Annotated in this window: 25 protein-coding genes; 12 read left to right on the top strand and 13 right to left on the bottom strand. The window is 70.9% G+C overall.

The genetic code is table 11. The annotated features are described in order from the left end of the window. The 5 genes from ACIBEA_RS41300 to tpg form a co-directional block, all read left to right on the top strand. Positions 1-886: ExeA family protein (locus tag ACIBEA_RS41300; RefSeq protein WP_399269117.1), on the top strand; the 886-nt coding region annotated here is incomplete at its 5' end. Between the two features lie 185 nt (positions 887-1,071). Beyond that, a complete protein-coding gene (locus ACIBEA_RS41305; protein WP_399269119.1) occupies positions 1,072-1,965 on the top strand; it encodes a hypothetical protein in 894 nt (297 codons plus the stop codon). Positions 1,966-2,060: 95 nt separating this feature from the next. After that, the gene (locus tag ACIBEA_RS41310; protein ID WP_399269121.1) at positions 2,061-2,432 is read left to right on the top strand and encodes a hypothetical protein; all 372 of its coding nucleotides are present in this window, start codon (positions 2,061-2,063) and stop codon (positions 2,430-2,432) included. Positions 2,433-2,555: 123 nt separating this feature from the next. Further along, positions 2,556-3,017, top strand: coding sequence for a Pycsar system effector family protein (locus ACIBEA_RS41315; RefSeq protein WP_399269123.1), 462 nt, complete (start codon positions 2,556-2,558; stop codon positions 3,015-3,017). A gap of 59 nt (positions 3,018-3,076) precedes the next feature. Next, positions 3,077-3,634: a telomere-protecting terminal protein Tpg gene (tpg, locus tag ACIBEA_RS41320; protein ID WP_399269125.1), complete on the top strand. Its 558-nt coding sequence runs from the start codon at positions 3,077-3,079 to the stop codon at positions 3,632-3,634. Positions 3,635-3,696: 62 nt separating this feature from the next. On the opposite strand, the gene ACIBEA_RS41325 is transcribed toward tpg, so the two are convergent. From ACIBEA_RS41325 to ACIBEA_RS41360, 8 genes are all read right to left on the bottom strand, one after another. Then, positions 3,697-3,894, bottom strand: coding sequence for a hypothetical protein (locus tag ACIBEA_RS41325; protein ID WP_399269127.1), 198 nt, complete (start codon positions 3,892-3,894; stop codon positions 3,697-3,699). 101 nt (positions 3,895-3,995) lie between these two features. Continuing rightward, positions 3,996-5,093 carry a hypothetical protein gene (locus ACIBEA_RS41330; RefSeq protein WP_399269129.1) on the bottom strand — a complete coding sequence of 366 codons (1,098 nt, stop codon included), beginning with the start codon at positions 5,091-5,093 and terminating at the stop codon, positions 3,996-3,998. 67 nt (positions 5,094-5,160) lie between these two features. Then, entirely contained in the window at positions 5,161-5,454 is a 294-nt protein-coding gene (locus ACIBEA_RS41335) for a hypothetical protein (protein WP_399269131.1), read from the bottom strand. A gap of 161 nt (positions 5,455-5,615) precedes the next feature. Further along, complete coding sequence (locus ACIBEA_RS41340) at positions 5,616-7,691, bottom strand: hypothetical protein (protein WP_399269133.1); 2,076 nt, start codon at positions 7,689-7,691, stop codon at positions 5,616-5,618. A 22-nt stretch (positions 7,692-7,713) separates the two neighbouring features. After that, positions 7,714-8,214, bottom strand: a complete 501-nt coding sequence (locus ACIBEA_RS41345; RefSeq protein WP_399269135.1) for a hypothetical protein — start codon at positions 8,212-8,214, stop codon at positions 7,714-7,716. Position 8,215: 1 nt separating this feature from the next. Further along, positions 8,216-8,908 (bottom strand): hypothetical protein, encoded by a 693-nt coding sequence (locus ACIBEA_RS41350; RefSeq protein WP_399269137.1) that lies wholly within the window; start codon positions 8,906-8,908, stop codon positions 8,216-8,218. Positions 8,909-9,061: 153 nt separating this feature from the next. Beyond that, a complete protein-coding gene (locus ACIBEA_RS41355; RefSeq protein WP_399269139.1) occupies positions 9,062-11,167 on the bottom strand; it encodes an ATP-binding protein in 2,106 nt (701 codons plus the stop codon). Between the two features lie 518 nt (positions 11,168-11,685). After that, positions 11,686-12,354, bottom strand: a complete 669-nt coding sequence (locus ACIBEA_RS41360) for a DUF1524 domain-containing protein (RefSeq protein ID WP_399269141.1) — start codon at positions 12,352-12,354, stop codon at positions 11,686-11,688. Between the two features lie 309 nt (positions 12,355-12,663). Between ACIBEA_RS41360 and ACIBEA_RS41365 the strand changes: the two genes are divergently transcribed. Then, positions 12,664-12,978, top strand: a complete 315-nt coding sequence (locus ACIBEA_RS41365; RefSeq protein WP_399269143.1) for a hypothetical protein — start codon at positions 12,664-12,666, stop codon at positions 12,976-12,978. 81 nt (positions 12,979-13,059) lie between these two features. Here ACIBEA_RS41365 and ACIBEA_RS41370 read toward each other — a convergent pair whose 3' ends face one another. Both ACIBEA_RS41370 and ACIBEA_RS41375 read right to left on the bottom strand, forming a co-directional pair. Continuing rightward, entirely contained in the window at positions 13,060-14,079 is a 1,020-nt protein-coding gene (locus ACIBEA_RS41370; protein ID WP_399269145.1) for a hypothetical protein, read from the bottom strand. Beyond that, positions 14,079-14,717 carry a ParA family protein gene (locus tag ACIBEA_RS41375; RefSeq protein WP_399269147.1) on the bottom strand — a complete coding sequence of 213 codons (639 nt, stop codon included), beginning with the start codon at positions 14,715-14,717 and terminating at the stop codon, positions 14,079-14,081. Before ACIBEA_RS41375 ends, ACIBEA_RS41370 begins: the two co-directional genes overlap by 1 nt. Positions 14,718-14,854: 137 nt before the next feature. On the opposite strand from ACIBEA_RS41375, the gene ACIBEA_RS41380 reads away from it, so the two are divergent. After that, the gene (locus ACIBEA_RS41380) at positions 14,855-15,115 is read left to right on the top strand and encodes a hypothetical protein (protein WP_399269149.1); all 261 of its coding nucleotides are present in this window, start codon (positions 14,855-14,857) and stop codon (positions 15,113-15,115) included. Beyond that, positions 15,112-15,486: a PIN domain-containing protein gene (locus ACIBEA_RS41385; protein WP_399269151.1), complete on the top strand. Its 375-nt coding sequence runs from the start codon at positions 15,112-15,114 to the stop codon at positions 15,484-15,486. Before ACIBEA_RS41380 ends, ACIBEA_RS41385 begins: the two co-directional genes overlap by 4 nt. A gap of 113 nt (positions 15,487-15,599) precedes the next feature. On the opposite strand, the gene ACIBEA_RS41390 is transcribed toward ACIBEA_RS41385, so the two are convergent. Next, complete coding sequence (locus ACIBEA_RS41390; protein WP_399269153.1) at positions 15,600-16,880, bottom strand: hypothetical protein; 1,281 nt, start codon at positions 16,878-16,880, stop codon at positions 15,600-15,602. Positions 16,881-17,087: 207 nt separating this feature from the next. Beyond that, complete coding sequence (locus ACIBEA_RS41395; RefSeq protein ID WP_399269155.1) at positions 17,088-18,446, bottom strand: transcriptional regulator; 1,359 nt, start codon at positions 18,444-18,446, stop codon at positions 17,088-17,090. A 217-nt stretch (positions 18,447-18,663) separates the two neighbouring features. Between ACIBEA_RS41395 and ACIBEA_RS41400 the strand changes: the two genes are divergently transcribed. The 4 genes from ACIBEA_RS41400 (at position 18,664) to ACIBEA_RS41415 (ending at position 23,121) form a co-directional block, all read left to right on the top strand. Further along, the gene (locus ACIBEA_RS41400) at positions 18,664-19,323 is read left to right on the top strand and encodes a hypothetical protein (RefSeq protein ID WP_399269157.1); all 660 of its coding nucleotides are present in this window, start codon (positions 18,664-18,666) and stop codon (positions 19,321-19,323) included. Then, positions 19,320-20,819, top strand: coding sequence for a hypothetical protein (locus ACIBEA_RS41405; RefSeq protein ID WP_399269159.1), 1,500 nt, complete (start codon positions 19,320-19,322; stop codon positions 20,817-20,819). Before ACIBEA_RS41400 ends, ACIBEA_RS41405 begins: the two co-directional genes overlap by 4 nt. Further along, positions 20,816-22,489 carry a hypothetical protein gene (locus ACIBEA_RS41410; RefSeq protein ID WP_399269161.1) on the top strand — a complete coding sequence of 558 codons (1,674 nt, stop codon included), beginning with the start codon at positions 20,816-20,818 and terminating at the stop codon, positions 22,487-22,489. Before ACIBEA_RS41405 ends, ACIBEA_RS41410 begins: the two co-directional genes overlap by 4 nt. Positions 22,490-22,578: 89 nt before the next feature. Then, the gene (locus ACIBEA_RS41415; RefSeq protein WP_399269163.1) at positions 22,579-23,121 is read left to right on the top strand and encodes an NUDIX domain-containing protein; all 543 of its coding nucleotides are present in this window, start codon (positions 22,579-22,581) and stop codon (positions 23,119-23,121) included. A gap of 258 nt (positions 23,122-23,379) precedes the next feature. On the opposite strand, the gene ACIBEA_RS41420 is transcribed toward ACIBEA_RS41415, so the two are convergent. Next, on the bottom strand, positions 23,380-24,381 hold the full coding sequence (locus tag ACIBEA_RS41420) for a fatty acid desaturase (RefSeq protein ID WP_399269165.1): 1,002 nt from the start codon (positions 24,379-24,381) through the stop codon (positions 23,380-23,382). Positions 24,382-24,407 lie beyond the last annotated feature (26 nt).

The following is a 24,407-nucleotide window of genomic DNA, read 5'->3' on the forward strand; positions in this document are numbered from 1 at the left end:
ATCACCTGTCCCCGCCCCGTTCCCCGGCAGTCCCGCCCGCCGGAAGAGACCTGACCCGGGGCTGGCACAGAGCCCACACGATGAGTTCAGAGAATACGGTTTCACGCGGATCCCGTTCGGCCGGAGCCTGGCCCCCTCGATGCTCCACCAGCATCAGTCCCACAAGGAAGCCGCCGCCCGCATCGCCTGGTGCATCAACAACCGGGCCATCGGCGTGGTCACCGGTGAGGTCGGCGCCGGCAAGACCGTCGCCCTCAAAGGCGCTGTCTCGATGCTCGATCCGGCCCGCTTCACGGTGATCTATCAGCCAAATCCCGAGGTCGGCATGCGTGGCCTCTACGACCGCATCGTCACCAGCCTCGGCGGCACCCCCAAATTCCACTCCGCGGCCCTCGCCGCCCAGGCCTCCGCCGCACTTGCCGCCGAGGTCGACGAACGCGGCCGGACCCCCGCCGTCGTGATCGACGAATCCCACCTCCTGGGCCACGGCGAGCTCGACGCGATCCGCATGCTCACGAACTACGACATGGACTCGACCACGCCGTTCGCGGTGTTGCTGATCGGGCAGCCGACCCTGCGCAAGAAGATGAAACTCGGCGTCCTGGCCGCCCTCGAGCAGCGGATCGCGATCAGCTACCAGATGCCCACCATGAACAAGGACGAGACCGCCAGCTACATCAAGCACCATCTCACCATCGCCGGCCGGTCCGACCCGCTGTTCTCCGACGACGCCGTCGACCTGATCCACAACACCGGCCGCGGCCTGCCCCGCTCCATCAACAACATCGCCTGGCAATCCCTGATCGCCGCCTTCACCGAGGAGAAGAGCATCGTCGACGAGTCCTCCGCCCGCGCCGCCATCACCGAAACCGTCGCGACAGAATGAAGACGAAGCCGACACCATGAACACGAAGACCCCGGCGGCCTACGGCCGCCGGGGTCGTTTTCACATCCCCGCATCGACAACCACCACGTCGCCGCCATGCACACCTTCAACGTCGCTCAACACCCTCACCACGACGTCGCCCGCGGCCACCCGCGGCTTCCCCCGCTGACCAGAAGGAGTTCACTGTGTTACCGACCGCCCAGACACGGCAGACCGCCCGCGCCCGCCTACTCGCCGAGATGGAGTGCCTGTTCGCCGACGACGCCGGTCTCGGCTCCCTGGTGACGTACAACGGCCGCCCCGGCATGAGCAAGGAGGCCAGGGAGGCCCAGGTGGCTTGGGCCCACGCCCTGGTCGCTGTACACGGCCACGATCGAGCCGCGTCCGTCTACAGCGAGTACGCCGGCCGCCGCCAGAGCACCGTCACCGAGTCCGTCGGCTCATGGGGCAACCTGCTCCTGGCGGCCAGCCCCATCCCTCGCTGGGATCGGGACGTCCATGGCTTCATGTGCTTCTCCTGCATCGAGGCCTTCGCCACCGTCATCGGGACCGACGGTGACCCGCTGTGCAGCCGCTGCGCCCGCGCGCACAGCACCATCGAGACCACCCGGCCGCAGTGGCAGGCCTACAGCCACAGCCGGTTTCTCTTCCCCGGCCTGATGGGCGAGGAGCGCAAGACGGGCGAGACGAAGCTGCTCATCCGGTACCAAGACGGGGAGGAACGTGCGTACGTCACCGGCGAGGCCGGACTGCTCGCCGAGAGGACCAGTCCCCTGCCCGGCTTCACCGCTATCTCCAGCCGGACCCACGGCGACAGCCGCGACACCATCAACCTCACCTTCGAGGCCCGCGCCGAGCACCAGCGCCGCACCGTCGAGATCCTCGCCACCTTCGCCTACGACCCGGAGCCCGAGCAGGGGGAGGGCCACCCCTACGGCTTCCGCTTCGTCTCCGCCCGGCTCACTACCCGGTCCCGGAAGCTGGGCCACCTGGATTCGGCCGACCAGGCCGTCACCGAGCACACCGACCTCTACCAGCTGCTCGACTCCCTGATGACCCACCTGTACGGGCAGAACTGACCGGCACACCCATCGGTCCGCATCAACCCACCGAGGAGGACACCGTGTTCGACCGATTCGCCATCGATGACGGACGACACTTACCGAAGATCATCATGGATGAGGACGCCTCCACCGCAGCCGGAACGGCCCGCTTCCGGGCCGAGTGCTCCTGCGGTCGGCTGCCCCGGACAGCCGCTGGGACCCGCGACCAGGCCGCCGCGGACCACCTCGCCCACGCAGCATCCCGCCTCGCTGTCGCTCGCGGCCCGGCCCGGCTTCCGCTCGGCGCGCGCACCACGATCCTGGTGACGGCCATGCTCGCGGTCTGGGCCGCCAGTTACGCCACGGGGCAGGCCCTCACCGACCACTACGGCCTCGACGGCGCCACCGCGAAGGCGCTGCTCGCCGGATCCCACCTTGCTGGCCTCACCGTGGCCTTCGGCCTCATGGTCGCCCTGCGGCGTTTCATCGCCCCCACGCGCTGAACCGCGCAGATCTGAACAAGGGCGAGGCCCGCAGCGCTCGAATCGCTGCGGGCCTCCCCGCTGTTCTACCCCACCGCCAGCCCTCCCCCTGGAAGGGGGAGCACAACAGAGAAGGAAGCGACTGTGGAGTCCTCCAGCCAGACCGAGACCAGCCAGCGTCTCCTCCAGGCCCGCGCCGACGTGATCGCTGAAATGGGGCGCACGGACGCGAAAGCCAGCGCGCTCCTGACCGTCCTGGGCATCCCCCTCGCGGTCCTCATCGCTGCCGTCCCCGGCCGCAACCTCCCGACCACCGCTACCGTCCTCGTCGGCATCGGCGCCGCCGCCTTAGCCGCCGCGATGCTCCTGGTCCTCGGCATCGTCCTGCCACGCCTCGGTGGCGACACCCGCGGCTCCTACCTCCACTGGGCCAAGTGCACGCCGGAGGAAGTGACTGCCGACCTCGCCGTCGACCGCAGCGCCGAGAGGCTTGTGGCACTCTCCAAGATCGCCCTCCCGAAGATGCTGGCCCTAAGGGTCGCCATCTTCATCACAGTGGGCGCCTTCACCGCCTTCGCCCTGGCCCTCACCGTCACCCTCCTCTGACACCGTCGTGTACACCGGCCCGCAGTACACCGCCCTCCCGGGCGGTGGGAAAGGAAGAGATGGGAATCGTCGGAGACAGCCTTGACCGGGCAGGCGAGCCGCACTTCACACGTCCGGCACCGAAGTCGCCCGGTGCCCAGATGCGCTACCTCGTCAAGCAGCACAAGGGCAGCACCAAGCAGGTCGCCGCCCTGCTCGGCATCTCGCAGCGCACCGTCGAGCGGTATGTGAAAAACCAGATCAAGACGCCGAAGGCGGCGCTCGCGGACCGGCTCGCGGGGGAGGTCCGGCGCCGGTGGCAGCCCCTCGTACGCAAGCGCGCCCGGGACAAGGCTGCGAAGCACAGCGGGCTGGTCATCGAGACGAGGGCAAGGTTCGGGTTCACCGCGGCTCCCGGTACGACGGACGACGGGCGGATGCGTCGGATCACCCAGCACCTCCCGCCGCAGTATGCGGGCCGCCTCCTGGCCGCTCAGGATGCCGGAGCCTCCGAGGCGGAGCTGCAGCGGGTCGTCGCGGAGGGTCTGCAGGAGGTCTACTTCAAGGACGGCGGCGGCCGCGCGGACGGTCTGCTCGTGGAATTCACCGACATCGATTACGTCGAACTCAACTTCTGAGTGCATGGCGAAGGGCCACGACCTGTGATTCCGGTCGTGGCCCTTGCGTTGCGCTGAGTCCGCTACAGCTGGCCCTTGGGCTGGTGGGCCAGGATCTGGAGCAGCAGGCTTCGCAGCTCCTCCTGGCCCTTTTCCAGCCGGTTCAGGGACGTGGTGTGGTTGGCGAGGGCGACGGTGTGCTCGGTCTGCTGGTCGATCACACGCTGGAGCTTCTCGTTGGTGATGCGGGCCATCTCCTGGCCGATCGGGTCCTCGGGCATCAGGGACGTCCCCTCCTCGTCGGTGAGCTTCCAGTGTGACTGATCCGGTCCGGTTTCGGTGCCGCCCTTCGGCCGTGGGCTCGGGCTGGGCCCGCGGGGTGCTACTTCGGGTCCTTGGGCTTGCGCGCCGCGTGGGCGGAAATCCCGCCTGCGACATTGTTCGGTGCCTTCTGGGTGCCGATGCTGCTGGACCCGCCACTGCGTGCGTTCCCACGGTCGCCGTGGGTACTGATGCCGCGCATCACTCCGGTCGCGGCGGACCCGCCGCCGGTGACCGCGCGGACGGCGCCGCCGGTGACCTTGGCCGCGCCCCGGGCCACCTTCACCGCGTCGCCGAGCGCCGGGACCTTGACCACGAGGTAGATCGCGATGACGAGCGCGGTGAGGGTGATGCCCAGACCGGTGACGACCCGGGACGTGTCCGGGCTGGTCTCCAGTGCGGAGGCGAGGCCCATCACGATCACAATGACCGGCTCGACCGCGATCACCGCGAACATGAACCCGGCCCACCGGCGGGTGTGGCCCCACCAGTCCCGGTCGACCAGGCCCGCGTAGACGACGACGCTGAAGAGGGCGCCGGCGTAGAGGGCGAATGCCCGGATGACCAGGAGCAGCATCAGCGCCCCGCAGAGGGCGATGGCGGCGAGGGATGCGCAGAGCAGAATCAGCGGTCCGCCGCCGACTTTGCCCGCTTCGAGGTCGGCGCCGAAGCTGTCGAACAGACCGTTCGGGTTGCTGCCGAGGGCACTGACGAGGACGTCGGTGACGGCCGAGACCGCGCCGATCACGGTGTAGAGGATCAGGGGGGTGAACGCGCTCGCGGCCACGGCGATCCACAGCAGGCCGACCGCCTCGGACATCGCGGTGGTCATCGGTACGCCCCGGACCGCGCGCTTGGCCACCGCGAGGAGCCAGAGCACCAGGACCAGGATCGTGGAGGCCGCGAACACGATCGCGTACTGCTTGAGGAAACTGGTGTTCGTCAGGTCGACGGCGTTCCTGTTCCCGACCATTTTCCCCAGCTGCTGGCTGGTCCAGTGCGCGGCCTTCGCGGCGGAGTGGGCCAGCTCGCCCAGCGGGTCGAGCGCGGCGGCGGGGTCGGTGGGGGACACCCCGGGGAGGCCGCCGGCGCCGCTGCCGGGCTTGCACGTGTCCCGGACGGGGCCCGAAAGCGCGTCGCAGGGGTCGTCGAAGAGCATCAGGCCCCCGCGGCGTTGGTGGTGGACATCAGGGTTCCCCCTCGGGTGGTGAAGCGAGTGGTGACGGTCAGTGAAGCGTGCGTCGGGCGTTGCGTAGTTGGGTGGCGGTGGTGACCGCGGCCTGGCCCGCGAGGTGGAGGGCGGCTGTGCTCCGCTGGGTGGCCGGGTCGCGTGGGTCGAGGGCGGCGGCCATCTGCTGGAGCGAGGTGGCCATCGCGTCGGACAGGCGCAGCAGGTCCTCGGCGGCCTGGCGGACGGCGTGCGGGTGGGCCCACTCGGCGCGGCCCGCACGTACATCGGAGACGAGCCGGTCGAGTGAGTCGGCCGCGACCCGGGCGTACTGGGCCGGATTGTGCGTCATAGGCCCTCCAGAGGGGGGTGTCGAATTGACCTGCCTGACCTGTCATCGCAGGTCACAACCTGCCTGGTGACCTGCCAGCTGGTTGGTCAGCTGGCAGGTCACCCGGTGCTTGGGCAGGCTGTTGGCAGGTCATGACAGGAGAGTGGCAGGTCGTTGGCAGGTCACGACAGGGCGTCTCGGATATCCGCCAGGAGGTAGCCCGTCGGACGGTTGGGCAGTGACTTGATGCGCTGGGATGTGACGGTGAGACCGGATGCCTTCAACTCGCTCTGGATCTGCCGGCCCGCCTGCGCGAGCCGATACGTGCGCTCGCGCTTATCCCATTGTGTCCAGACCTTCGGGTCGACAGTGGCCAGATAGGTCAGGAGCTGCTCGATGGACATGGCTTCGGGGTCACGGTGGGTAGCGAACGCGGCGAGGAGATGGCGGGCGATCTCCGGCACTTTCGCAGTGGCCGCTGTGGCCAGGCGCAGCACGGGGCGGGGTGCTGCACGGCGCTCGGCGACGAGCCGCGCGGCATCTGCCGGGAGCAGCGGCGGGGCGTAGCGCAGTACCGGGTCGCGGTGCTTGGGAGTGATCGCGTAGAAGCGGCCGGCATCGGCGGGGTCGTTCTCGTCGGGGGAGGGGACGAGGAGATGCGGCCACCAGCCCAGGGCGATCGCGTTGGGCCGGCCCACCACGAGGGGCACGTCATCGGAGCGGCAGGGCAGCATGATCCGTACGCCGGGAACGTCTGCGATGGCATCGCCCAGCATGTCCTTCGTGGCGTCCTGGGTGACGATGATGATGGAGATGAGGGCCTCACGCCCGAGGTTGCGCAGTAGTTCGGCGGCCAGCTCTTTGCCCCGCGGGGAGAGCTTGACGAACTCGTCCAGGACTGCGACGACCGCTGGGTCCTGCGCAGTGGGATGCCACATGTTCTGTGTCGCGGGCATGGCTGCGATCCGGCGCTTGGCCTCACCGGTCAGCAGTTCCAGGACCTCCTCGGCTTCCTCCGGAGTACGTGCGGTGAGCGCGGCCAGCGGCGCGAACACCTTGAGCCCGCGCTTGACCGGGTCGATGTCGACGACCACAGCGTCTGTGCAGGCGGTGACGAACTCCACGATGCGCTGCACGAGCGCGGTCTTGCCACCACCGGTGTCCGCCGTGATGATCACGTGCTGCCCCGCGAGCATCACGGGTGTGCTCTCGCCCTCGATGGACGGGCCGAGGTCGAACGAGTCGCGGATCGAGCATGAGCCGGGCAGCCGTATCGGCAAGGGGTCCGGCGTCGTGAACGGGTCCTTGAGCAGGATCCGCAGCACGACCTCGGCGGCGTCGTCGGGGGAGGCGGACTGAGCCATGATGCGGCTCTCGCCCACCCGCAGCGTTGTGGCGACCCCCTTGAGGATGCCGATCAGCTGCCCGGCGGTCCCGGACTCCAGGACGAGCGGGACTTTCCAGCCGTAGGCCGTCTCTTCCGGTACGCGTACCTCGGCGACCTTCGCCCGCTCCTTCAGCAGGGCCAGGCGCACGGCCTCGCGGGCCTGGCGCGGGTCCCGGCCAGCGTCACGGAGGGGGAACGGCTGCTGCTCGGGCTCGGCGGCAAGTTCGGTGTGCGCGGGCACGTTGGGCGGGATGAACAACAGCTTCGGCACGGGCGGACGGCGCGGCTTGAGGCTCCTGCCCGCGGCGGCGGCGCTGATGGTGAACACTGCGGCGGCGATAAGCGCGAGGACCAGGGCGGTGGTCACCGAGACCCACCACAGTCCCACCCAGGCTGCTCCCAGTCCCAGAATCCATCCTGCGGCTGCCCTATGCCGGTAAGTGCGCACGTGGCCTCGGCCGATGTGCAGCTGGGAGGGGGTGATCTCCACATGGCGGAACTCCTGCTGGCCCATGCGCATCTGGAGGCTGGCCCACTGCATCATCTTGTACGAGATCATCGGGGAGGCGCCCATGCTGCCGTACCCGCCGTATCCGCCACGGCCCTGCCGCTGTCGTTCTCGCTGTATGTTGATCTGCATCAGCTGAGACTGCCGCTGCATCTTCTGCTGTTCCTTCAGCAGGCCGATGTTCTGCTGCACCTCGGCCTTGTGCCGCTGCTGGAACTTCATCCAGGTGCGGTACTGGTCGTTGAGGACGTAGTGCGCGACGTGGGTGTCCGTCCAGTCCTCGGTCCGCCACCAGCGGCCCCACTCACCGCGCAGATGTGCCGCTCCCGCACCAAACCCGCCCCTGGCGCTGACTGCTCTCACCACAGTGCTCGTTCCCCCGTGCTCAGATCGTGCCGACGAGCAGTTCGCCCACTGTGTTGCCGCTGGTGCGGATCAGCCCCAGGGCCATCCCGATCAGCCCGACAGATGCGCCCAGCCACACACCGACCAGGGCGCCGCGGAGCAGTGGGCTTTTGAGGTCGTAGCGGCCCGACTTGATCAGCCCGGCGTAGAGGGCGAGGAGGCACAGGCCGGCGATTGCGCCGCCGACGCCGACCCTCTCGCCACCGGTCATCGGCGGGTGCGAGCCAGCCGCCGCGACCGCGCCGGTCGCGCCCTCCAGGGCGTAGCGGCCGACGCCGTCGCCGAGCGCGGCCGCGGCGCCGCCCATCACGCCGAGCACGCCGCCGCCCAGGAGCAGGAGCGCAGCAATCGCGATCCCGGCGAAAAAGTGGATCTTCGGGGTAGGGTCTCCGCCCCGCCAGCGGCCGAACTGGTAGAAGAGCAGCACCAAGCCCAGCGCGACCGCGCCGATCCCTCCGGCCGCGGCACCCGTTGTGTTCATCTCACGCTCCAGTCATCCAGTGGATTGCCGCGCGTCCGCCGACGCGGAGCAGTGCGATCACGAAGCCCCACGCCGCGACGGCGACCATCAGGCGCATCAGGTAGCCGATATAGGGGGTCTTCCAGGCGTGCACGATCAGGTTGGTCAGGCCCCGGAACATGGAGGCGGCCACGCCCGCGAGAATCTGTCCGATCGGCAGCACCATCACGGCGACGCCGACGAGGAAGACCAGCAGCAGCCAGCCCAGGGGAGCGAGGATCCCGTCCTCGGTGACTGACTGCGTCATCCCGTCGACCGCGCTCTGCCCGCGCCAGGTCACCAGCAGCGCGATCAGCACTCCCGGCACGTTGTACCTCAGGCCCAGCCACGCCAGATCCAGCCCCCGAAGGCCCTGCTCGGCCGGGGACGGATCCGGGCCGGGCGGCACGGGCAGATGGGCGGTGACCGCCTCGCCGATCTGCGCCCCGATCTCCCAGGCCGCCTCCCGGGCCTCCTGGCCCTCGCTCGCCCAGGTGTCCTGCCACTCCTGGCGGACGTCCGGGTACCGCCACCAGTCGGTGACCGGCGGGTCGCCCGCCGTCCCGGCAGGGTCAGCTGCGGGTGGTTCCCCGGGGCGCGGCGGCGGGACCTTCGGCGCTGCCGGGTACGGCGCGGAGCCGTCCGTCGGATCCCACGCTCCCTGGCCCTCTGTCATCCGTCCCCCTGACCTCGATCACCAGCCGAATCTACGTCCCGTCCCGGAGCCCGGCACCGCACTTGTGCAGGTCAACTGGCCTTCACCGGACATTGATTCGCGGCAGAACGGGAGAAACTACTCCGGAACGGGCCAGGAGTTGGCTGGATGACGTCAGGTCGTGAGGTTGACCAGCAGCGGGGCCGCGCGCTCCCCGGTGACCGTTGTCAGTGACAGCACCGCATGCCCGGGCGGTACCGCATGTGCCAGGTCGGAGGCGGACCAGCGCTCGCGCTCCTCCTGCCGAACAGTGACCGCGTCCGTGGTGACCGCCTTGCCGCTCACCAGCTTGCGGAAGGAGTGGATGGCGCGGGTCAGCGGCTGGTCGGCGAACACGGTCCGGTGGGTGACCACACGAGTCTCGACCCACTCGGTGCCCCAGGCCTCTGCGAACCGCTGGCCGTCCCAGGTGGTGACTCCGGCGAACGCCATCCGGCAGCCGACCGCCCCCAGCAGCGCGGTCCGCAGAGCCTCCGGCACCTCGTCCAGGGTGCGCAGCGCCAGGAGCACGCCGGCGTTCGCCGAGCGCAGCCGCTGCAGGCCCCGCAGAGTGCCGGGGGTGAGGGTGTGGGAGGCGTCGTCGAAGGCGAGGAACGCGAACAGCGAGCGGTCGGCGCGCGCGGTGGCGGAGGCATTGAACTGGGCGAGCAGCAGCCGGGCCAGGATCCGGGAGGCGTCGGCGTGGGCGCGCTCGGGCAGGTCGATCCGTACGCGCAGCGGGTGCTCCAGCGCGGCGAGCGAGAACGGGCGGCCCGCCCCGCTGGTGTCGAAGAAGTTCGCGAAGGCCGGCCGGTCCAGCAGCGCCACCCGGTCGGCGAGCAGCGCTCCGGGGTCCGCGGGGCCGTTGTGCTGGCGTACCCGGGCATCCAGTTCGCGGAGCATGGTCTGCAGCCCGCTGTCCTCAAGAGCCTGGCGGAGGGCGTCGACCGCCGGCTTCATCTGCTCAAGGAGTTCGCGCAGCTCCGGGACGGAGGGGAAGCGGCCGTACGCCGCCCGGAAGGGCCCCAGCAGCTGGCTCAGGGCGGTCGCGGCACGGCGTACGTCCATGCCGGGGATGTCCCCGACGAACCCCTCCGCGAGGAGGGTGGCCGCCTCGTCGGCGTCCGTGGTCCCGCCGTACAGGTCGAGGTCGTAGACCGAGTTGGGGTCGCCGATCCGCACGACCACGTCGTAGGCGGTGTCCGGGCCGAGCTGGGCCCCGACCGCGGCCACCGCGATGACCGCGGCCTGCCCCGCCAGAGCCTGCAGGGCGAGGGACTCCACCACCGGCCGCACGAGACGGCCGGTCTTCCCCGTCCCCGACGGGCCGACCGCGAGCAGCGACGTGCCGAGCACCGTGGGATCCAGGGCAAAGCCGGTACCGCGCCGGGCGTAGGGGATCCGTGCGCCGGTGTCGACGGTGCCGAGGAGCACCTGGCGCACCAGCAGGTCGTGCCGGGCCGCCCGCACCGGCAGGTCCCGCGCCCCGGACGGATGCAGGCACGCCGCGGCTCCCTTGTCCCGCACGGACACCTCGAAGGGCTGCATCCGCGCGGAGTCGACGCGCACGCTCTCCCAGGCCCGGGTGATCCGGGCGTAGTCCACGTCGTTCATCCGCCCTGACTGGGCTTCGAGCGTCAGGCGCTCTGCGGCCTCCGTGAGCCCGGACGCGCGCAGTTGGGGCCAGCCCGCCGGGTCCGCAGGTTCCCCGGGCAGCACGGTGGGGGCCGGCGGCACGGCGGGCTTTCCAGTGGCAGGGCGCCGCACGAGCCGGCGCAGCAGCTCGGGCCACCGCCCGAGGCGGCCGAACGTGATGATCAGCGTGGCGGCGACGATCGCGTACCACGTCCACCCAGCCACAACGAACGATGTGGTGCCACGCCAGGAGTCAGGGGTGAACATCAGCAACGGCCAGATCCAGAAGCTGCCCAGGTAGCCGTTCCACAACAGGGACCACAGCATCAGACCCACGACCAGCGACAACGCGGCGCCGCTGATCAGCTGACGGGTGGGAGTCACCTCGGGCTCCTCGGCCGCGCGCGGCACATGCCCGTACCGCCACACTCCGACCTCAGCGGCAGGCCGGGACACCCGCAGCCAGTCGCCGAGCGTAGGCCCGGTGCTCGGCGCGCGGGACGGCGCCGGAACGTAGCCGAGCCCAGGAGGCGAGGCTGGTTTCGGCGGCGGCCCCGCCGGACGCGGAACCCTGTGAGAAGTGTCGTGAATGCCGTCGGCGTCCATAGCCCCCCTGCCCTGTTGCTGTGCAATCGCTCAATGTAGTGGCCACCGCGCCCGGCCCACCCGGCCGAGCACGGCATGGGTCACTCTCCGGGCTGGCTGGCACCGAGGCCGAGAGGACGACGGCCCTGGCAGGGCCGGGCAGGCCATCGGTGGGATGTTCGTCGGCCAGGGCAGCCACGATCCCCTCGGCGGCGAGACGGGCCCGGCGCACGCCCGAGGGCGGCGTAGGGCATTGGCGGCTTGGCGGACTGGCGTACGTGGCACACCGTCACCCGGCGGCGGCCACACATCTGATGGTCGCAACGGGCGGCGCAGTCGTCATGGTGGCCTGCCTCGCGGTCATCGCCAGCCGGTGACGAGACCGGCCTGCCGGACCTCAACGTGCGGAGGCGCCCGCCTCGGGATACCAGGGGCGGGCGCCTCGCCTTTCACCGGGGCTGGGCGATCAACGTCTTCGCCGCGTCCGAACAGCGCTGCCCCGGTCTCAGGAACTCCTCAGCGGCCACGGTGTGCGCTGCTCAGCCGCAGGTGTCGAGCATCGCGTTCAGCTTCTCGGCCTCGGGCTCGGTCACGTTCAGCTGGTAGACGTACTTGATGTGGGTCCAGGCCCTGGAGTAGGTGCACCAGTAGGCACGGCTCGGCGGGCTCCACTGGTCGGGGGACTGGTCGCCCTTGGACCGGTTCGAGGCTGCGGAGACAGCGATCAGCTGGGGGTTCTTCAGGTCGTTGGCGAAGGCCTTGCGCTTGGCTGTGTCCCAGGTGTCGGCGCCGGAGCGCCAGCCGTTGGCGAGGGGCACCATGTGGTCGATGTCGACCTGGCTGGCCGCGGTGAGGGTCTTGTCGTCGTACGGGCTGAACCAGCTGCCGCGGACCGCGCGGCACATCTCGTCCCGCTCCACGTCCTGGCCGTCGCGAGCGAGGACCACCTCCCGGGTGTCGCACTGGTTGCCCTGCTGGGTCCAGTGCGGGAACTTCGCGCGGGAGTATCCGGCCATGGAGTGCGGCGCTTCGACGTGCAGTACGGCCAGCTCGGTCCGGGCGACAGCCGCGGGCGGCGCCTCCGGCAGGTCCCGCCGAGCGGAAGCCGCGGGAGCGTTCGCGGAGGCCGGTACGGCAGACGGGATCAGGAGGGCGGAAAGGGCCAGGGCTGCTGCGGTGGTATGACGCCACACACGAGAAATGATCATGGGTCACATGTACAGGCTCCAGGCCCGGCCAACTGGGCACGTCACCCATCTGGCGGCGCGCCTGAACTACTCGTTGACCCGCGGCACGCATAGGCGCCCGCCCAGGACTTGTTCCGCAGCCGCCAGCCAGCCCGGGCCAGAAGCCGGTGCCTCGCTGCGTCCTGAAGGCGACAGCAGCGGCGCCGCGTCAAGCCGCCAGCCTTTGTGTGATCACGAGTACAGCGGCAGATTCACGAAGCACGCCCTGACCGAGGAGGCGCGGCCCGTACCGTCCCGGGTACGGCATGACACGCGAGAAGGGGGACCACGGTGGCGGAAGTCTGGCTGCTCCACGAATACGTGGGCGAGACCGAGTTGTTCCGGGCGGAAGCGATCGAGCACCTGAGGTCGGACCGTCAGCAGGTTGTAGCCCGCCGGGTCGGAGGGGATAGCTACACGACGATTCTGCACACCAGCGGTAGGGGAGAGCTGCCGGATGGGTTCGCCGTGGATCTGCTGGTGGCCATCGGCGAAGCCCGCAGGCTCCACCCGGCCGTAGACAGCGTCATCGCGATCAGGGAAGTGCCCGGTCATGGCTGGCAGCTTCACTGCTGCCCGCTGTCCCAGTACAAGCCGTCGGCCTGAGCGCGTTCGGTCAGGCGGGAAGCGGAGGGGGAGTCACCCGGATTTGGGTGACTCCCCCTCGCTCCCGCCGGAGCGGTACAGCTACCTGTCCTTGAGAATCTCGGCTGCGGCGTCAGCCAGCCCACGGGCGGTCCGCTCGATCTCCTTGAGCGTCGCTGTGCTTGCTTCCCGCAGGACCCCGGCGGTGATCATCCCCTCGGCCATGCCCTCCAGCACGCTCCATGCCCGGATAGCGCGCCCCTCGTTCCCCCTGGCGGCCGGAGCGCCAACCTCGCCGATTTCGTTCAATGTTGAATCACCCAAATTTGGGTGATTCAACATTGAACTATCATTCTCGGGCCCACTCCCCGCGTGACCCGCAGCCGCCTTCGGGCGAGGTTCCTGCAACTGCTTGCGGACGGCGGCCCGAACGGGCTGGCGCTCAAGGTCCTCGCGTACCTGAGCCAGCGTCTGCCCGGTCAGCGCAGGCGGCGCCGCCTTCTTCTTCACCGCGGTCCGGGCCTTCTTCACCCAGCCGGTCAGGTCGGCCGCGGTGACCCGCGTCCCGTTCTCCGTGGCCCACTTGCGCAGCTCTACGTACCCGCGGGCGAGCTGCTCCTCGCCGTACGCCTCGACGGCCGGGATCAGGGCCTGGAGGTGGGACGCGGGTGTCGGCTGCTTCCAGAACTGGGAGATCGCGCGGGCCAGCGGCCACTGCTGGATCCTGCGGTTGACCTCGGACTCGGACTCACCGAGAACCTCCTCGCAGTACTCCGGCCACAGACGGCCGCCACAGCGGTACAACCGCCGCGACCTGACCGCGTGCGCCGCCTTCCCGCGCATCCACTCAGCCTGGTCGGCATGGACGAACGCCCTCTCGCAGAGCGTGAGATCTTCGGTCTCCTGGGCCGTCAGGTCACCTGTGGTCTCGACCTCCAAGGGCTCGGGCACCAGGTCCGGCGTGAACGGCTGCGGCCGGTACGCCTCGGCTTCGGCGACAGGATGCACCTCGCCGACCTGGGCGGGCACGGACGAACCGGGGGCGGCGGCCTGAGCGGCACGGGCGCGCTCGGCTTCCTGCTCCCGCTCTTCTTCCTCCATCATCTGGCGGTAGCTGATCATCAGAGCATCAGCCCCCGCTTCTCGATCTCGGTCACCAGCTCGCCGAACACCGACTTCTTCGCACCCACGACGGGGAAGTTCATCGACTGCGCGAACGTCTCCGACCGGGGGATCACCGTCGTGAAGACGTTGTAGCCGTCGTTCTCCAGCTTCCGCCGGTAGATCGCGGTGGAAGCGGCGTTGGGCACGGTTCGGTTGAGGAGCACCCATGTCGTCGGAGGCTTCCCGTCGGCGCGCAGGGGGGCGCTGCGGCGCAGGATGTCCTTGAACGGGGTCGCGTCCGGCGGCTCCGCAATGCGCAGCCAGTCCGCCCGGGTCGGGGACATGTGCAAGATCACCAGATCGGCGACCCGCAGTACCGAGTCCGTGATGTGCGGATGGTTCTCGGAGTGGCCGCAGTCGACAACGGAGACCTTTCCCTCCGGCAGGACGACGTCGGTGTGGAACCGGGCGCTTGCCTCCAGGTGCACCTCGAAGTCGAAGCGTCCCTTCTTATGCCAGGCCCAGAACTGCTTGGAGTGGTCGGCGTCGAACCCCTCCACCTCGTACTCCTGCTCCGCCTCCCTGAGGGCGTGGGCCAGCCAGGCTGTGTTCGTGGTCTTGGCCATCGTCCGGGGGGAAACGTTCGCGATCAGCATGGTCCCGAGCCTAGGGCCACCCCTGAGATCAACACATCAGCAGGGCTCGGACATGCGTGGCGGCCTGCCCCGTACGGCGCGCAGACCGCTCCGAGGGACCCTGGCGCCCCCGATTCTACCGGCGGTAGAATCGGGTCATGAGCAGCAGCAAAGCGACCAGCGTCAAGACGACCGAGGCCGTCCGCGACCGCCTGCGCATCCTCGCGCAGGAACGCGGCACGACCATCACCGAACTCCTGGAGGAGCTGGCTGCGAGCCAGCTGACCGCCTCCGAACAGGAGCGGCGCGCCCAGGAAGCGGCCGCCGAGCTGGGCCTGGAGTACACCGAGCAGGTCCAGGCCGCCGGCCAGAGTGCCTGGGAGCGTGTGCGCGCTCACCAGGACGGCGCTGCCGCGTGAACCTGGCGGCCGTCTTCGACCACACCGCACTGGCCGCCCTGTACCGGGCGGACGAGTTCTTCACCGGCCTGTACATCGAGTCCTCACGGGGCGGCGGACGGGTCCTGATCCCCGCGCTGTCGATCCTGGCCGCCGACCGCCTGGTCCCCGGCGCGGGCGCGCATGCCGCGAGGCTGCGGTTCGCCGAGACCGTGCCGTTCACCGCCGGACACGCGCTGGACGCGGCGTCCTGGCCCACGACGGACTGGTCGGTCACCCACCCTGCGGCCATGGCCTGGCAGGGCGCGAAGTCCGGCGAGCCGGTCACCGTGCTCTCGCTGGCTCCCGAGTTGTACGAGGGGACGGGCATCTCCCCGCTCAACCCCCAGTAGTCGGGCCCGCGTCCAGAGCATCTGAGGTGCTGGCTCGGTCTGGTCGTTCCCGCATACCGCCTAGTCTGATAGGTCATGTCACCCCGCCCTGTAGAGCTGATCGGGCACGACGTTCAGTCCTTGCGCTGCGCCCACTTCAGCAGCCGGGAGAGGGGGCCCCGGGGCGGTGGCAGGGGAGGGACTGCAGTCGCTACGTACGGTGCGTACGCAGGCCTGGGCGGCACGGCCAAGGGCCGCTGAATGCCCTCTGTCTTCTCCTCCGCCGCGTCTCCCGGTACAGGAGCCGGCTCGGCCGGTGGGGCGGAGGGGAGAGTGCTCGCTGGGGGTACCTCTGTTAGTGGAGGCTGCTCGGTCGCCTCGGTCGCCTCGGTCGCCTCGGTCGCCTCGGTCGCCTCGGTCGCCTCGGCGACTGGAGCGGGTGGCGGTCGGTGCAGAGCCTCGTAGCGTTCGCGCGCGACCCGTCGGGCTGTGGCCCAGCGTGCCCCCTGGGACCGCTCAAGCCGTTCCATCATCTCGTGCGCCTCGGCCGGGTGGAATCCGGCGCGGCCCCTGCGGAGTGTGGACAGTCCGATTGGTACGAGACCCCACCACTGGGCCCCCGGCAGCGGGCGGGGGTGGCTGATTCTCCAGTCGTTGCGGCGCCAGGCGACATCGCCGCCCCAGTCCTCCCGGTTGGGCCGGGGTTCGTGGGTGAACTCGTGGCCGCCGTAGGGGATGCAGACCGTCGCGCCGTTCACCCAGTAGACGGAGCCTCCGGCCTCGATGATCTGGAGCTGCTGCTGTGTGGGCCGTACCCGCATGTGCCGCACCGAGGTTGTGGCGCCCGCGGGGCGTACGGCCTTGTCCTTGAGGCCGCCCTGGCGGAAGTGGTGCTCGTCCTCGGCGAAGAACCAGACGTGTGCGGCGCCAGAGCCGTAGTGCGCCCGGACGGCCTGTATGCGCCGCTGCAGGACGGGGTCGTCCAGGGGGCCGTGGGGGCACTCGATCACGAGGACCTGGCCGCCGGATGCGGCGACGATGACGGCCGGGGGAGAGGCCTCGCCGGGTGTCTGGGGCTCAGGGCATTCGATCAGGGTCTGCACGCCGGGCCACGCCGTCGCCAGGTGGTCGCGGAGGTCGATGACGACCTGGAGACCGGCCTCGACCTCCTTCTGGATCCCTGCCCTGGCCGGGCACGTGTCGGCCCCGGCTTCGGTGCTCTGGCCGTGGGAGAAGCGGGGGGCGTAGGCGGAGTGGCTGCCGCTGCGACGGGAGAGGCCGACAGGGTGCCCGCAGCTCATGCAGCGGTAGCGCTCGGAAGACAGGGGGCCGGGCGCGAGATGGTCCGCGCTGGCCGGGTCCGGCGTCAGGGTCACGAGCTGCCCGGTGACGGTGTCTCGTGCATGCAGGGTCATGCCCTTGATGATCCACTCCCGCACCCGGGCGGTCAGCCGATTCCGAAGACGGAACTGCCGCAGTGGCAAGGGGTGGGTTCCCAAGGTGTCAGGGCGTCCCGCCGTGTGGGATGAGGGCGCTGCACGGGGTGCTCTGACATGCCGAGGCCCCAAGTGTTCCCGCCCTGCCCTGCCCTGCCCTGTGCAGGGCAGGCGTCCCGGCGTGCTTCAGGCCGCGTAGGCGAGGAATTCGGCTACGGCGGGGATGTGCCGGTGGCCGGCGAGCTGTCCGCGGAGTTCTGTGAGGGTGCTGGTGGTGCGGGCGGAGTCGACGCCGCCCATGGTGGTGATGACGTGGTGGCCGAGGTCGAGGGCGGCGTCCACGTCGCCGAGTGCGAGGTGGGCTTCGGCCTGGCGGACCTGGTAGATCACCGTGCCGCGGGTCTCCCGGTTGGTGTCGTAGGGGTCCTCGTGGGTGAGGGCTGCGGTGAAGTTCTCCAGGGCGCGGCGGGGTTCGCTGAGGCTGAGTGCTGCGCTGGCGGCGACCTGGTGGAGTTCGCCGTGGTTGATCCAGTACATCGACGGCAGGTCTGCTTCGGGGGTGTCGGCGTCGGCGTACGCGGCGAAGGCGGCGTCGATCTGGCGCCAGGCCGCGGTGGGTTCGCCCGCCTTGGAGTGGGCGCGGGCGGCGCGGGCGTGGAGCATCGCGAGCACCCGGGGCGAGGAGATCTTTCGGTGGTCGGCGAGGGCGCCGTCCAGGAGGTGGAGTGCGCCTTGGGGGTCGTCGGCGTTGTAGCGGAGGTTGGCCCAGAAGGCGAGGGTGACCGCGCCCAGCGTGGGGTCCTGGGCGGATCCCGAGGCGCGCAGGGAAGCGACGAAGTGCCGTTCCGCTGCCGCGTGACGCCCTTCGTCGTAGGAGCACCAGCCTGCGAGGCGTGATGCTTCGGCGGCGCTGGCGAAGAGCCGTCGGCCCGTGGTCTGGCTGTAGGAGGCGTTCTTGAGGAGGGCGGTGATGAGCCGTAGCTCCAGGACGGCCGCGTCGTAGACCTGTCCGGCGCCGACGGTGTCGTCGAGGTGGCGCAGGGCGTCAAGGCGGATGTCGAACAGGTCGGCGGCCTCGGATCCGACTCTGCGTCCGCCGCTGGCGACGGCGAGGGCGGGTTCGGCGGTGATCCACTGCGCGACGGCCGCGGCCAGCGTGCTGGTGGAGGCGATCAGAAAGCCGCGACGGTCCACGGGCCCTCCCATTTCCGTCAGTGTGGTGACCGTACCCGCCGCGGTCCACGGCGACTCCAGTACGGTCCGGTCGTCGTCGAGGGCCAGCAGGAGGAAGCCGGGCCAGCCGTAGCGGTCGACGTCGGCGAGGTCGATGCCGTGCAGGCTGGCGATCGCCAGCAGCGCGGTCCTCTCCGGGGTGACGCCCTCCCGCGTCCACCGGGTGGCTTTCTCCTTGCGGTGGGCCATCGCACCGAAGCCCAGCGCTTCGTGACGGTCGGCCACCTTCTTCAGGTAGCTGGCCGCGGTCAGGCGGTGCCGGGCCATCAGCGTGGTGAGCGGGTGGGTCTGAACAGCGGCGGCTGTGATCACGGGCGCTCTGCCTCCCAGAATCCAGAACCCCCAGTGTCTTCCCGGGCCCCGCAGCCCGGGAAGACGAACGTCGCCGGGAAGCAACGGGGGGCAACCCTCCGGCAACCCGCGGCAACCTCCAAGGCCTTCTGCCGGACGTCTGCCGGGCCTGAACGTGGGCGGTGCCCGCCAGGGATGAGCGGGCTACTCCCATCGGCACTGCAGGAGGGGGACCGTCATGCGCGTCCTCGTGGACGGCCTGGACCTGTCCGGCAAGACCACCCTCGTCACCGCTCTGGCCACCGAACTCGAAGGCCGCGGCCACCCGGTGGTGGAGCACCGCGGCCTGCTCGCCACCCACCACCCCGCCCGGCGGCTCCTGAAGAGGCTGCCGCTGGTGCGCCAGCCCGATAGCGCGCTGGTCACCGGCGCCTACCTCCTCGCCGGATACGCCCTGGACGGAGTTCTCGTCCGGTCAGCGGCACCGGAGCCGCCCGGCACGATCCTCGTCCAGGACGGCTACGTGGACCGGACCGTCGCCTTCGGCATGGCCGGCGGACCGTACCTGTCCGCGGTCCTCGCGCTGCGCTGGCCGCAGGTGTTTGCCCCCTTCGACGTCGCGGTCCACCTCCACGCCCCCGCGGACGAGCGCCGCCTGCGCCTGGCCGGGCGGGCCCGGCCGGACGCCGTCGACATCCGCGGAGTCCAGGACCCCGAGTTCGCCGAGACGTTCACCGCGATGCTCACCCGGGGCATGGGCCGCCGCCACAAGCGGCTGCTCGTCTTCGACACCTCCCGGCACACCCCCCAGGAGATGGCCACCACGATCGCCGACACCCTCCTCGGCGCCCGTCCCACCCCGGCCGCGGCGCGCAGTGCACTGGAGCGCGCCGCGTGAGCGCCCGGACGCCAGCACCGGATCCGGGTATCAGCGAGGCAGCCCAGCGAGCCCTCGCCGACGCCCTGGCGGGCCGGCCGCTGGTCTCGGCCGAGCGGTTCTGCTCCTCCCTGCGCACCCTGTATGCCGGGCCCGGGCCCCTCACCCGCGCGCGCCCGGCGCTCGCGATCGGCTGCTACCCCGGCTGGGCGCAGGCCGGTCCCCACGCGGTTCTTGCTGCCGAGGACCGCACCGGCGTGCGCGGGCCCCGGCAGCGGCACGCCTGGACCGACGCCGTGGACGCAGAAGCTGCCCGCCTGCTGTCGACGCTCCCCACTGGGCCGGTGATCGCCGCCTGGTACTCCACCGGCCGGTTGCGGCGCTGGGCGGGGCCGGGCGGCACGGTCGCCGCGATCGACGGGGCCTTGCGCACGCAGGTCGAGGACAAGGCCGCCTTCGACGCCCTGCTCCAGGCGGCCGGAGTGCCGCAGCGGATGCGGATCCCGTGCGTACGCATCGATGCCGCACTGCCCACGCTGCGCTACCTCCGCCAGCGGGTCGGTACACGGCGGCTGGTGGTGCAGGCCGGAGCCGACTCCGGCGGCCGCGGCACCGTGTTCGTCGACAGCGGCGCCGACCTGGCCGCCGCGGCCTGCATGCCCGGCCCCTACAAGGTCGCGGCGTTCGTCGAGGGCTGGTCCTCGAACACCACCGTGCTCTCCGTACCGGACGGCTCCGGGTCGGTCGCGGTGTACGTGGACCGGCCCTCCCACAAGGCCATCGGCATCCGCGAGGCCGGGATCGGGCCGGGCAAGAGCGCGGGCAACGACTGGTCCAGGCCCTGGCCCGCCCGGGCCGCCGCCGACCTGGTGGACGCCGCCGTGCGCATCGGCGCCTACCTGTGGGCCGAGCACCGGATCGCGGGCCTGTTCGGCCTGGACGCCATCCTCACCCCCGACGGTCGGGCCGTCCTCAACGAAATCAACTGCCGCAACCAGGGCGCCACCGAAGTCTCCGCCGTGAATCAGCAGCTGCGCGGCCTGCCCCCGTTCGCGGCCGCCCACCTCACCGCCCTCCTCGGCGGCCGCGTGGACTGGCTCCCCGATGCCGAGGAGTTCAACGCGGGCACGCTCACCGCGGCGACCGCGCCCGGAGTGGGGCCGTTCTACCTCAAGCTCCGCCACCGCGGCGCCGGGCCGGTCCGCCTGAGCGGGCTGTGCGGCTCCGGCGTCTACCGCCTCGGCAGCTCCGGCGTCCTGAGCTGGGTACGTCCCGGCGCCCACCCGGGCGACGCGGACGCCGACCTGGGCGAGGTACTCCTGGCGAACCTGCCCGCCGAGCACGTTGTGTGCCTGACCAGCGCCGAGCTGGGTACCGCCGAGGCCCTCACCACCGGCCCCGGCTCCCCCTTTGCCGCCCCACACCAGCTGTCCGCCTTCGGCGCCGCGCTCCTGGACGCGCTCACCCCCCACCTCACGCCCTGCCCGCCGACTCCCACCGAGGTGACACCGTCATGACCACCACCACGACCACCGCCGTCCCGGGGCTGCTGGAACAACTGCGCGCGCTGCCCGACGAAGCCTTCACCCGCGTCCAGTACCTGGCCCCGCAGTGCGGCTGCTTCAACGGCTGCGCCATGTGCTCGCAGTTCGCCGGACGCGACACCTGGGGACTCACCAGGGCCGGGCTGACAGGACTGTTCACCTCCCTCGCACAGGTCGCCGCGGAACGGCGCCTGGCCATCGCGTCGGGCCGGATCCACCGCCCCGGCGTCGTCTTCCCGTACCTGGACAACGACATCGGCTCCTACCCCCACCTCGACCGCTACGCCCAGCTCGCCCGCGATGTGCTCGGGGTGAAGCTACGGATCTCCACCGTCGGCTACTCCTCCCACTCCGAGCAGCTGACCGCCATGCACCAGCGCCTGGTGCGGGAGTTCACCGGCACCTTCGACGGCGTCCGCTTCTCCATCACCCCCTACACCCTCGGCTACACCGGCCGATCCGGCACCGACCGCCAGGCCTACATCGAGGACCTGGCCGCAGCCCTGGCCACCTACCGGCCACTGCTGGATGCCCTCGGCCACGGCGCGGCCACCGCCGCCTGCGAACTGCGCTTCGCCCCGCTCGTCGGCATCGCCGATCTCACCGACACCGTGGTCGACGGCCACCACGTCCTGGCCTGCGGCCCCCACCTGCTCATCGCCTGCGAACCCGGCCACCGGGACCTGCCGGAGACGGTCATCGAGCGGCTCGACGACCGCACCCAGCCCGTCTACTCCCTGCCCGGCATCCTGTACCTGCACATCACCTCCGACACCGCCCGCCCCACACCGGACACCATCCGGGCGGCGCTGGCGGGCACGCTGACAGCGGCTCACCGGGCACGCGAGGTACGGCTGCACCGCTTCACCAACGCCGACGGCCCGTACTGGGCAGCCGACCCCGACTTCCACCCCGACGGCACCTTCACCGCCCTGCACCTGTACCCGGCCACCGAGGTCCGGCCGGCCGCCGGGTACACCGACGCCACCCGGCACCTGCTCAACACCCTGCTGGCCCACAAGCAGGCCCGCGGTCTGGCCCGCAGGGAGGAGTTCACCGCCGCAACCGGCGCAGACGTCGACTCCGTCCTGGACACGCTCGCCGCGCGGGCCGACACGCTGGAGCCGATCGACACAGCGGCGGCCGGGCACTTGCGTGAACAGGTCCACCCCCAGGTCGCCGCGTACGCCGCCGCACTTGAGCGGGCGGGCTACCCGCCAAGCCTGTTCTTCTCCCGGACCTTCACCGTCGACACCGGCCAGATCGTCAACCAGGGCCGTGCCGAGAACCTGTTCCGCGGGCTGACCGCCACCAACGGAGAGCCGATGACCCCGCGCGAGGAACGCGGCTTCGGCCAGGCCAGCCTGTCCACCGTCCGCGGCCCGATCTGGCGGATCACCCCGCTCCCCCTCACCGCTTCCGGGCGCCTGTCGATCGCCCTCGCGGGGAAGAAAAACCCGACCACGTCCCGGCCGAGCCTGCTGGTCGAGGAACTCGACCCCTGCCACCTCTCCCCGGTGATGCGCGATACCGGCTGCCGACTGCGGCGCCACGTTCTGGCCTTGCCGGATGGCTGGATCGAGCACACCAGCATGGCGGCCGGGCGCAGGGCCTTCGCCCTCCCCGGGCTGCCCGCTGTCTGACCCAGCAGGAGGGCCGGGGCCCGGGCGGGCGGGTGAACGAGGGGCAAAACCCGCCTGGGCCCCGGCGGCAGGCCGTGATACTGGCCGCCATGACAAGCACCCCCGAGAAGCTGGCAGCCCCGTTCTCACGGATCAAGATCCGTACCGGGGCGCTGGTCTTCTGCGGCGACGACGTCGCCCTCATCCGCCGCGACCGCGCCGACTCCACCCACTACACCCCGCCCGGCGGCAACGTCGAAGACGGCGAAGACCTCCTCGACGCCCTGCGCCGGGAACTCGCGGAAGAACTCGACCTGGACATCGACCAGGCCGACGGCGGCGACCTGCTGTGGGTCATCGACCAGCGCGTCACCCGGCCCGGCCCCACGCCGCCCCCGCGCAAACTCCACCTGATCTACCGGCTCCACATCACCCCCGAACTCCGTGCCGGCCTCGCCGTGCAGGAGCTGGACGAACTGCCCGATGGCACTCACGAAGTCGGCGTGATCGAGTGGGTCGACTACCGCAAGACCGCCGAGCTGCCGATCTTCCCGCCCATCGGGCCCGCCCTCGCCGCCCTGGCCGACCCGCGCGCGACTGCCGCTGACGCCGCCCTGGACGCCGTCACGGATCAGACGTACACCTGGGTCTGACTGCCTGACCGGCACCGTGTGGATTTCTCAGCAACTCGCCCACGGGAGCGCCGGTACCGTGTGGCTGGTCAGGCCAGGAACCAGTGCACCAAGGAGGCATCGCTATGAGCAGTGACATCGGCTGGGGCGTGGACCACGAGGACGTCGGCTGGGGCCTCACACCCTGACGCGCGCAGATACATAGGCGGGCCTGAACCGATACTCCGGTTCAGGGCCCGCCGCCTTTCGGTCTGGTGGACTGCACACCGTGCTGGGTCGTCAGGCCAGGGCTGTCCGGTGGCGCCGCACTACCGAGGACTGCCCGGCGAACAGCGCTGTCGGCGCGAAGTGCGGTTGGGGCAGGTGCCGTTCCAGGGCGGGCAGGTAGTTCCACCGCAGCCCAGGGTGGGCGGAGTGCGCGTAATGGTGCAGGTCTCCGTAGGGGAGCCAGGTGCTGGCGGCGAAGACCGCGAGCGCGCGGTTGGCCGGGTAGAGGCGCAGGCAGCGGCCCGCCTCGACCTCGGCATTGGTGCCGGTGCGGTGTTCCGCGTCGAACCAGGTGTGCTCGGCGAGCAGGGAGGCCCAGGCGAGCAGGGGGTAGAGCAGCAGGCGGGGGACGAGTACTCCGGCGAGGACGGCCGTCCAGCCGCCGGCCGCGTACGCGGCGGCGAGGACCAGGGACACGGCGGGGGCCGCGGCGTACCGGCCGGGCTGCGGCCGCAGGTTGGCGGCCAGAGCTGTGGCCGTGGTGGCGAAGCCACGGGCGGTGACGGGGAAGAGCAGGGCGGCGGCGAAGCGGCGGCGCCCTACTCCTGGGCGCAGCCCGGCCTGGGCGAGTTCGGCGAGGTTGGGGTCGGTGGCCAGGGTGGCCGCGGGGTGGTGGTCGCGGACGTGACGGCGACGGCGGACCGCGACGGGGACCAGACCGAGGGGGTAGTGCGCTCCGAGCGCGGCCAGGATGTCGTTGGCTCGGCGGGTCCGCGCCAGCACCCCGTGCACGGCGTGGTGGCTGATCTCCTGGAGGTGCCGGAACTGCACGGCGACTCCCATCGTCGCTGCCACGGCGCCCAGCAGACCGTGGGCGGCGAGCACCCAGTACCCGGCGATCTGCACCCACTGCCCGGCGACCAGGACGGCCGGGGTCCAGTCGTTGGCCCGGGCGCGCTGGACGGCTATGAGCTGCGCCGCGCTCGCGGTGTGGGGCCGGCCGTGGCCGAAGCGGGCACGGTCGGGCTGGCGCAGCAGGATTCCGGCGGTGATCAGGGATAAGGCGAGCAGCATGCGGTGATCCCATGGCGAGGAGGGGC

The sequence above is a fragment of the Streptomyces sp. NPDC051555 genome (genome assembly GCF_044454405.1).
Lineage (GTDB): Bacteria > Actinomycetota > Actinomycetes > Streptomycetales > Streptomycetaceae > Streptomyces.

Bases quoted from the DNA above. Each gene is read 5' to 3' on its own strand.
- ACIBEA_RS41370 (WP_399269145.1), bottom strand. From the start codon at position 14,079: ATGATCAGCTACCGCCAGATGATGGAGGAAGAAGAGCGGGAGCAGGAA.
- ACIBEA_RS41390 (WP_399269153.1), bottom strand. From the start codon at position 16,880: ATGACCCTGCATGCACGAGACACCGTCACCGGGCAGCTCGTGACCCTG.
- ACIBEA_RS41325 (WP_399269127.1), bottom strand. From the start codon at position 3,894: ATGCCCGAGGACCCGATCGGCCAGGAGATGGCCCGCATCACCAACGAG.
- ACIBEA_RS41330 (WP_399269129.1), bottom strand. From the start codon at position 5,093: ATGCTCTTCGACGACCCCTGCGACGCGCTTTCGGGCCCCGTCCGGGAC.
- ACIBEA_RS41410 (WP_399269161.1), top strand. From the start codon at position 20,816: ATGACCACCACCACGACCACCGCCGTCCCGGGGCTGCTGGAACAACTG.
- ACIBEA_RS41360 (WP_399269141.1), bottom strand. From the start codon at position 12,354: ATGATCATTTCTCGTGTGTGGCGTCATACCACCGCAGCAGCCCTGGCC.
- ACIBEA_RS41345 (WP_399269135.1), bottom strand. From the start codon at position 8,214: ATGAACACAACGGGTGCCGCGGCCGGAGGGATCGGCGCGGTCGCGCTG.
- tpg (WP_399269125.1), top strand. From the start codon at position 3,077: ATGGGAATCGTCGGAGACAGCCTTGACCGGGCAGGCGAGCCGCACTTC.
- ACIBEA_RS41415 (WP_399269163.1), top strand. From the start codon at position 22,579: ATGACAAGCACCCCCGAGAAGCTGGCAGCCCCGTTCTCACGGATCAAG.
- ACIBEA_RS41355 (WP_399269139.1), bottom strand. From the start codon at position 11,167: ATGGACGCCGACGGCATTCACGACACTTCTCACAGGGTTCCGCGTCCG.
- ACIBEA_RS41335 (WP_399269131.1), bottom strand. From the start codon at position 5,454: ATGACGCACAATCCGGCCCAGTACGCCCGGGTCGCGGCCGACTCACTC.
- ACIBEA_RS41400 (WP_399269157.1), top strand. From the start codon at position 18,664: ATGCGCGTCCTCGTGGACGGCCTGGACCTGTCCGGCAAGACCACCCTC.
- ACIBEA_RS41375 (WP_399269147.1), bottom strand. From the start codon at position 14,717: ATGCTGATCGCGAACGTTTCCCCCCGGACGATGGCCAAGACCACGAAC.
- ACIBEA_RS41310 (WP_399269121.1), top strand. From the start codon at position 2,061: ATGGATGAGGACGCCTCCACCGCAGCCGGAACGGCCCGCTTCCGGGCC.
- ACIBEA_RS41420 (WP_399269165.1), bottom strand. From the start codon at position 24,381: ATGCTGCTCGCCTTATCCCTGATCACCGCCGGAATCCTGCTGCGCCAG.
- ACIBEA_RS41350 (WP_399269137.1), bottom strand. From the start codon at position 8,908: ATGACAGAGGGCCAGGGAGCGTGGGATCCGACGGACGGCTCCGCGCCG.
- ACIBEA_RS41380 (WP_399269149.1), top strand. From the start codon at position 14,855: ATGAGCAGCAGCAAAGCGACCAGCGTCAAGACGACCGAGGCCGTCCGC.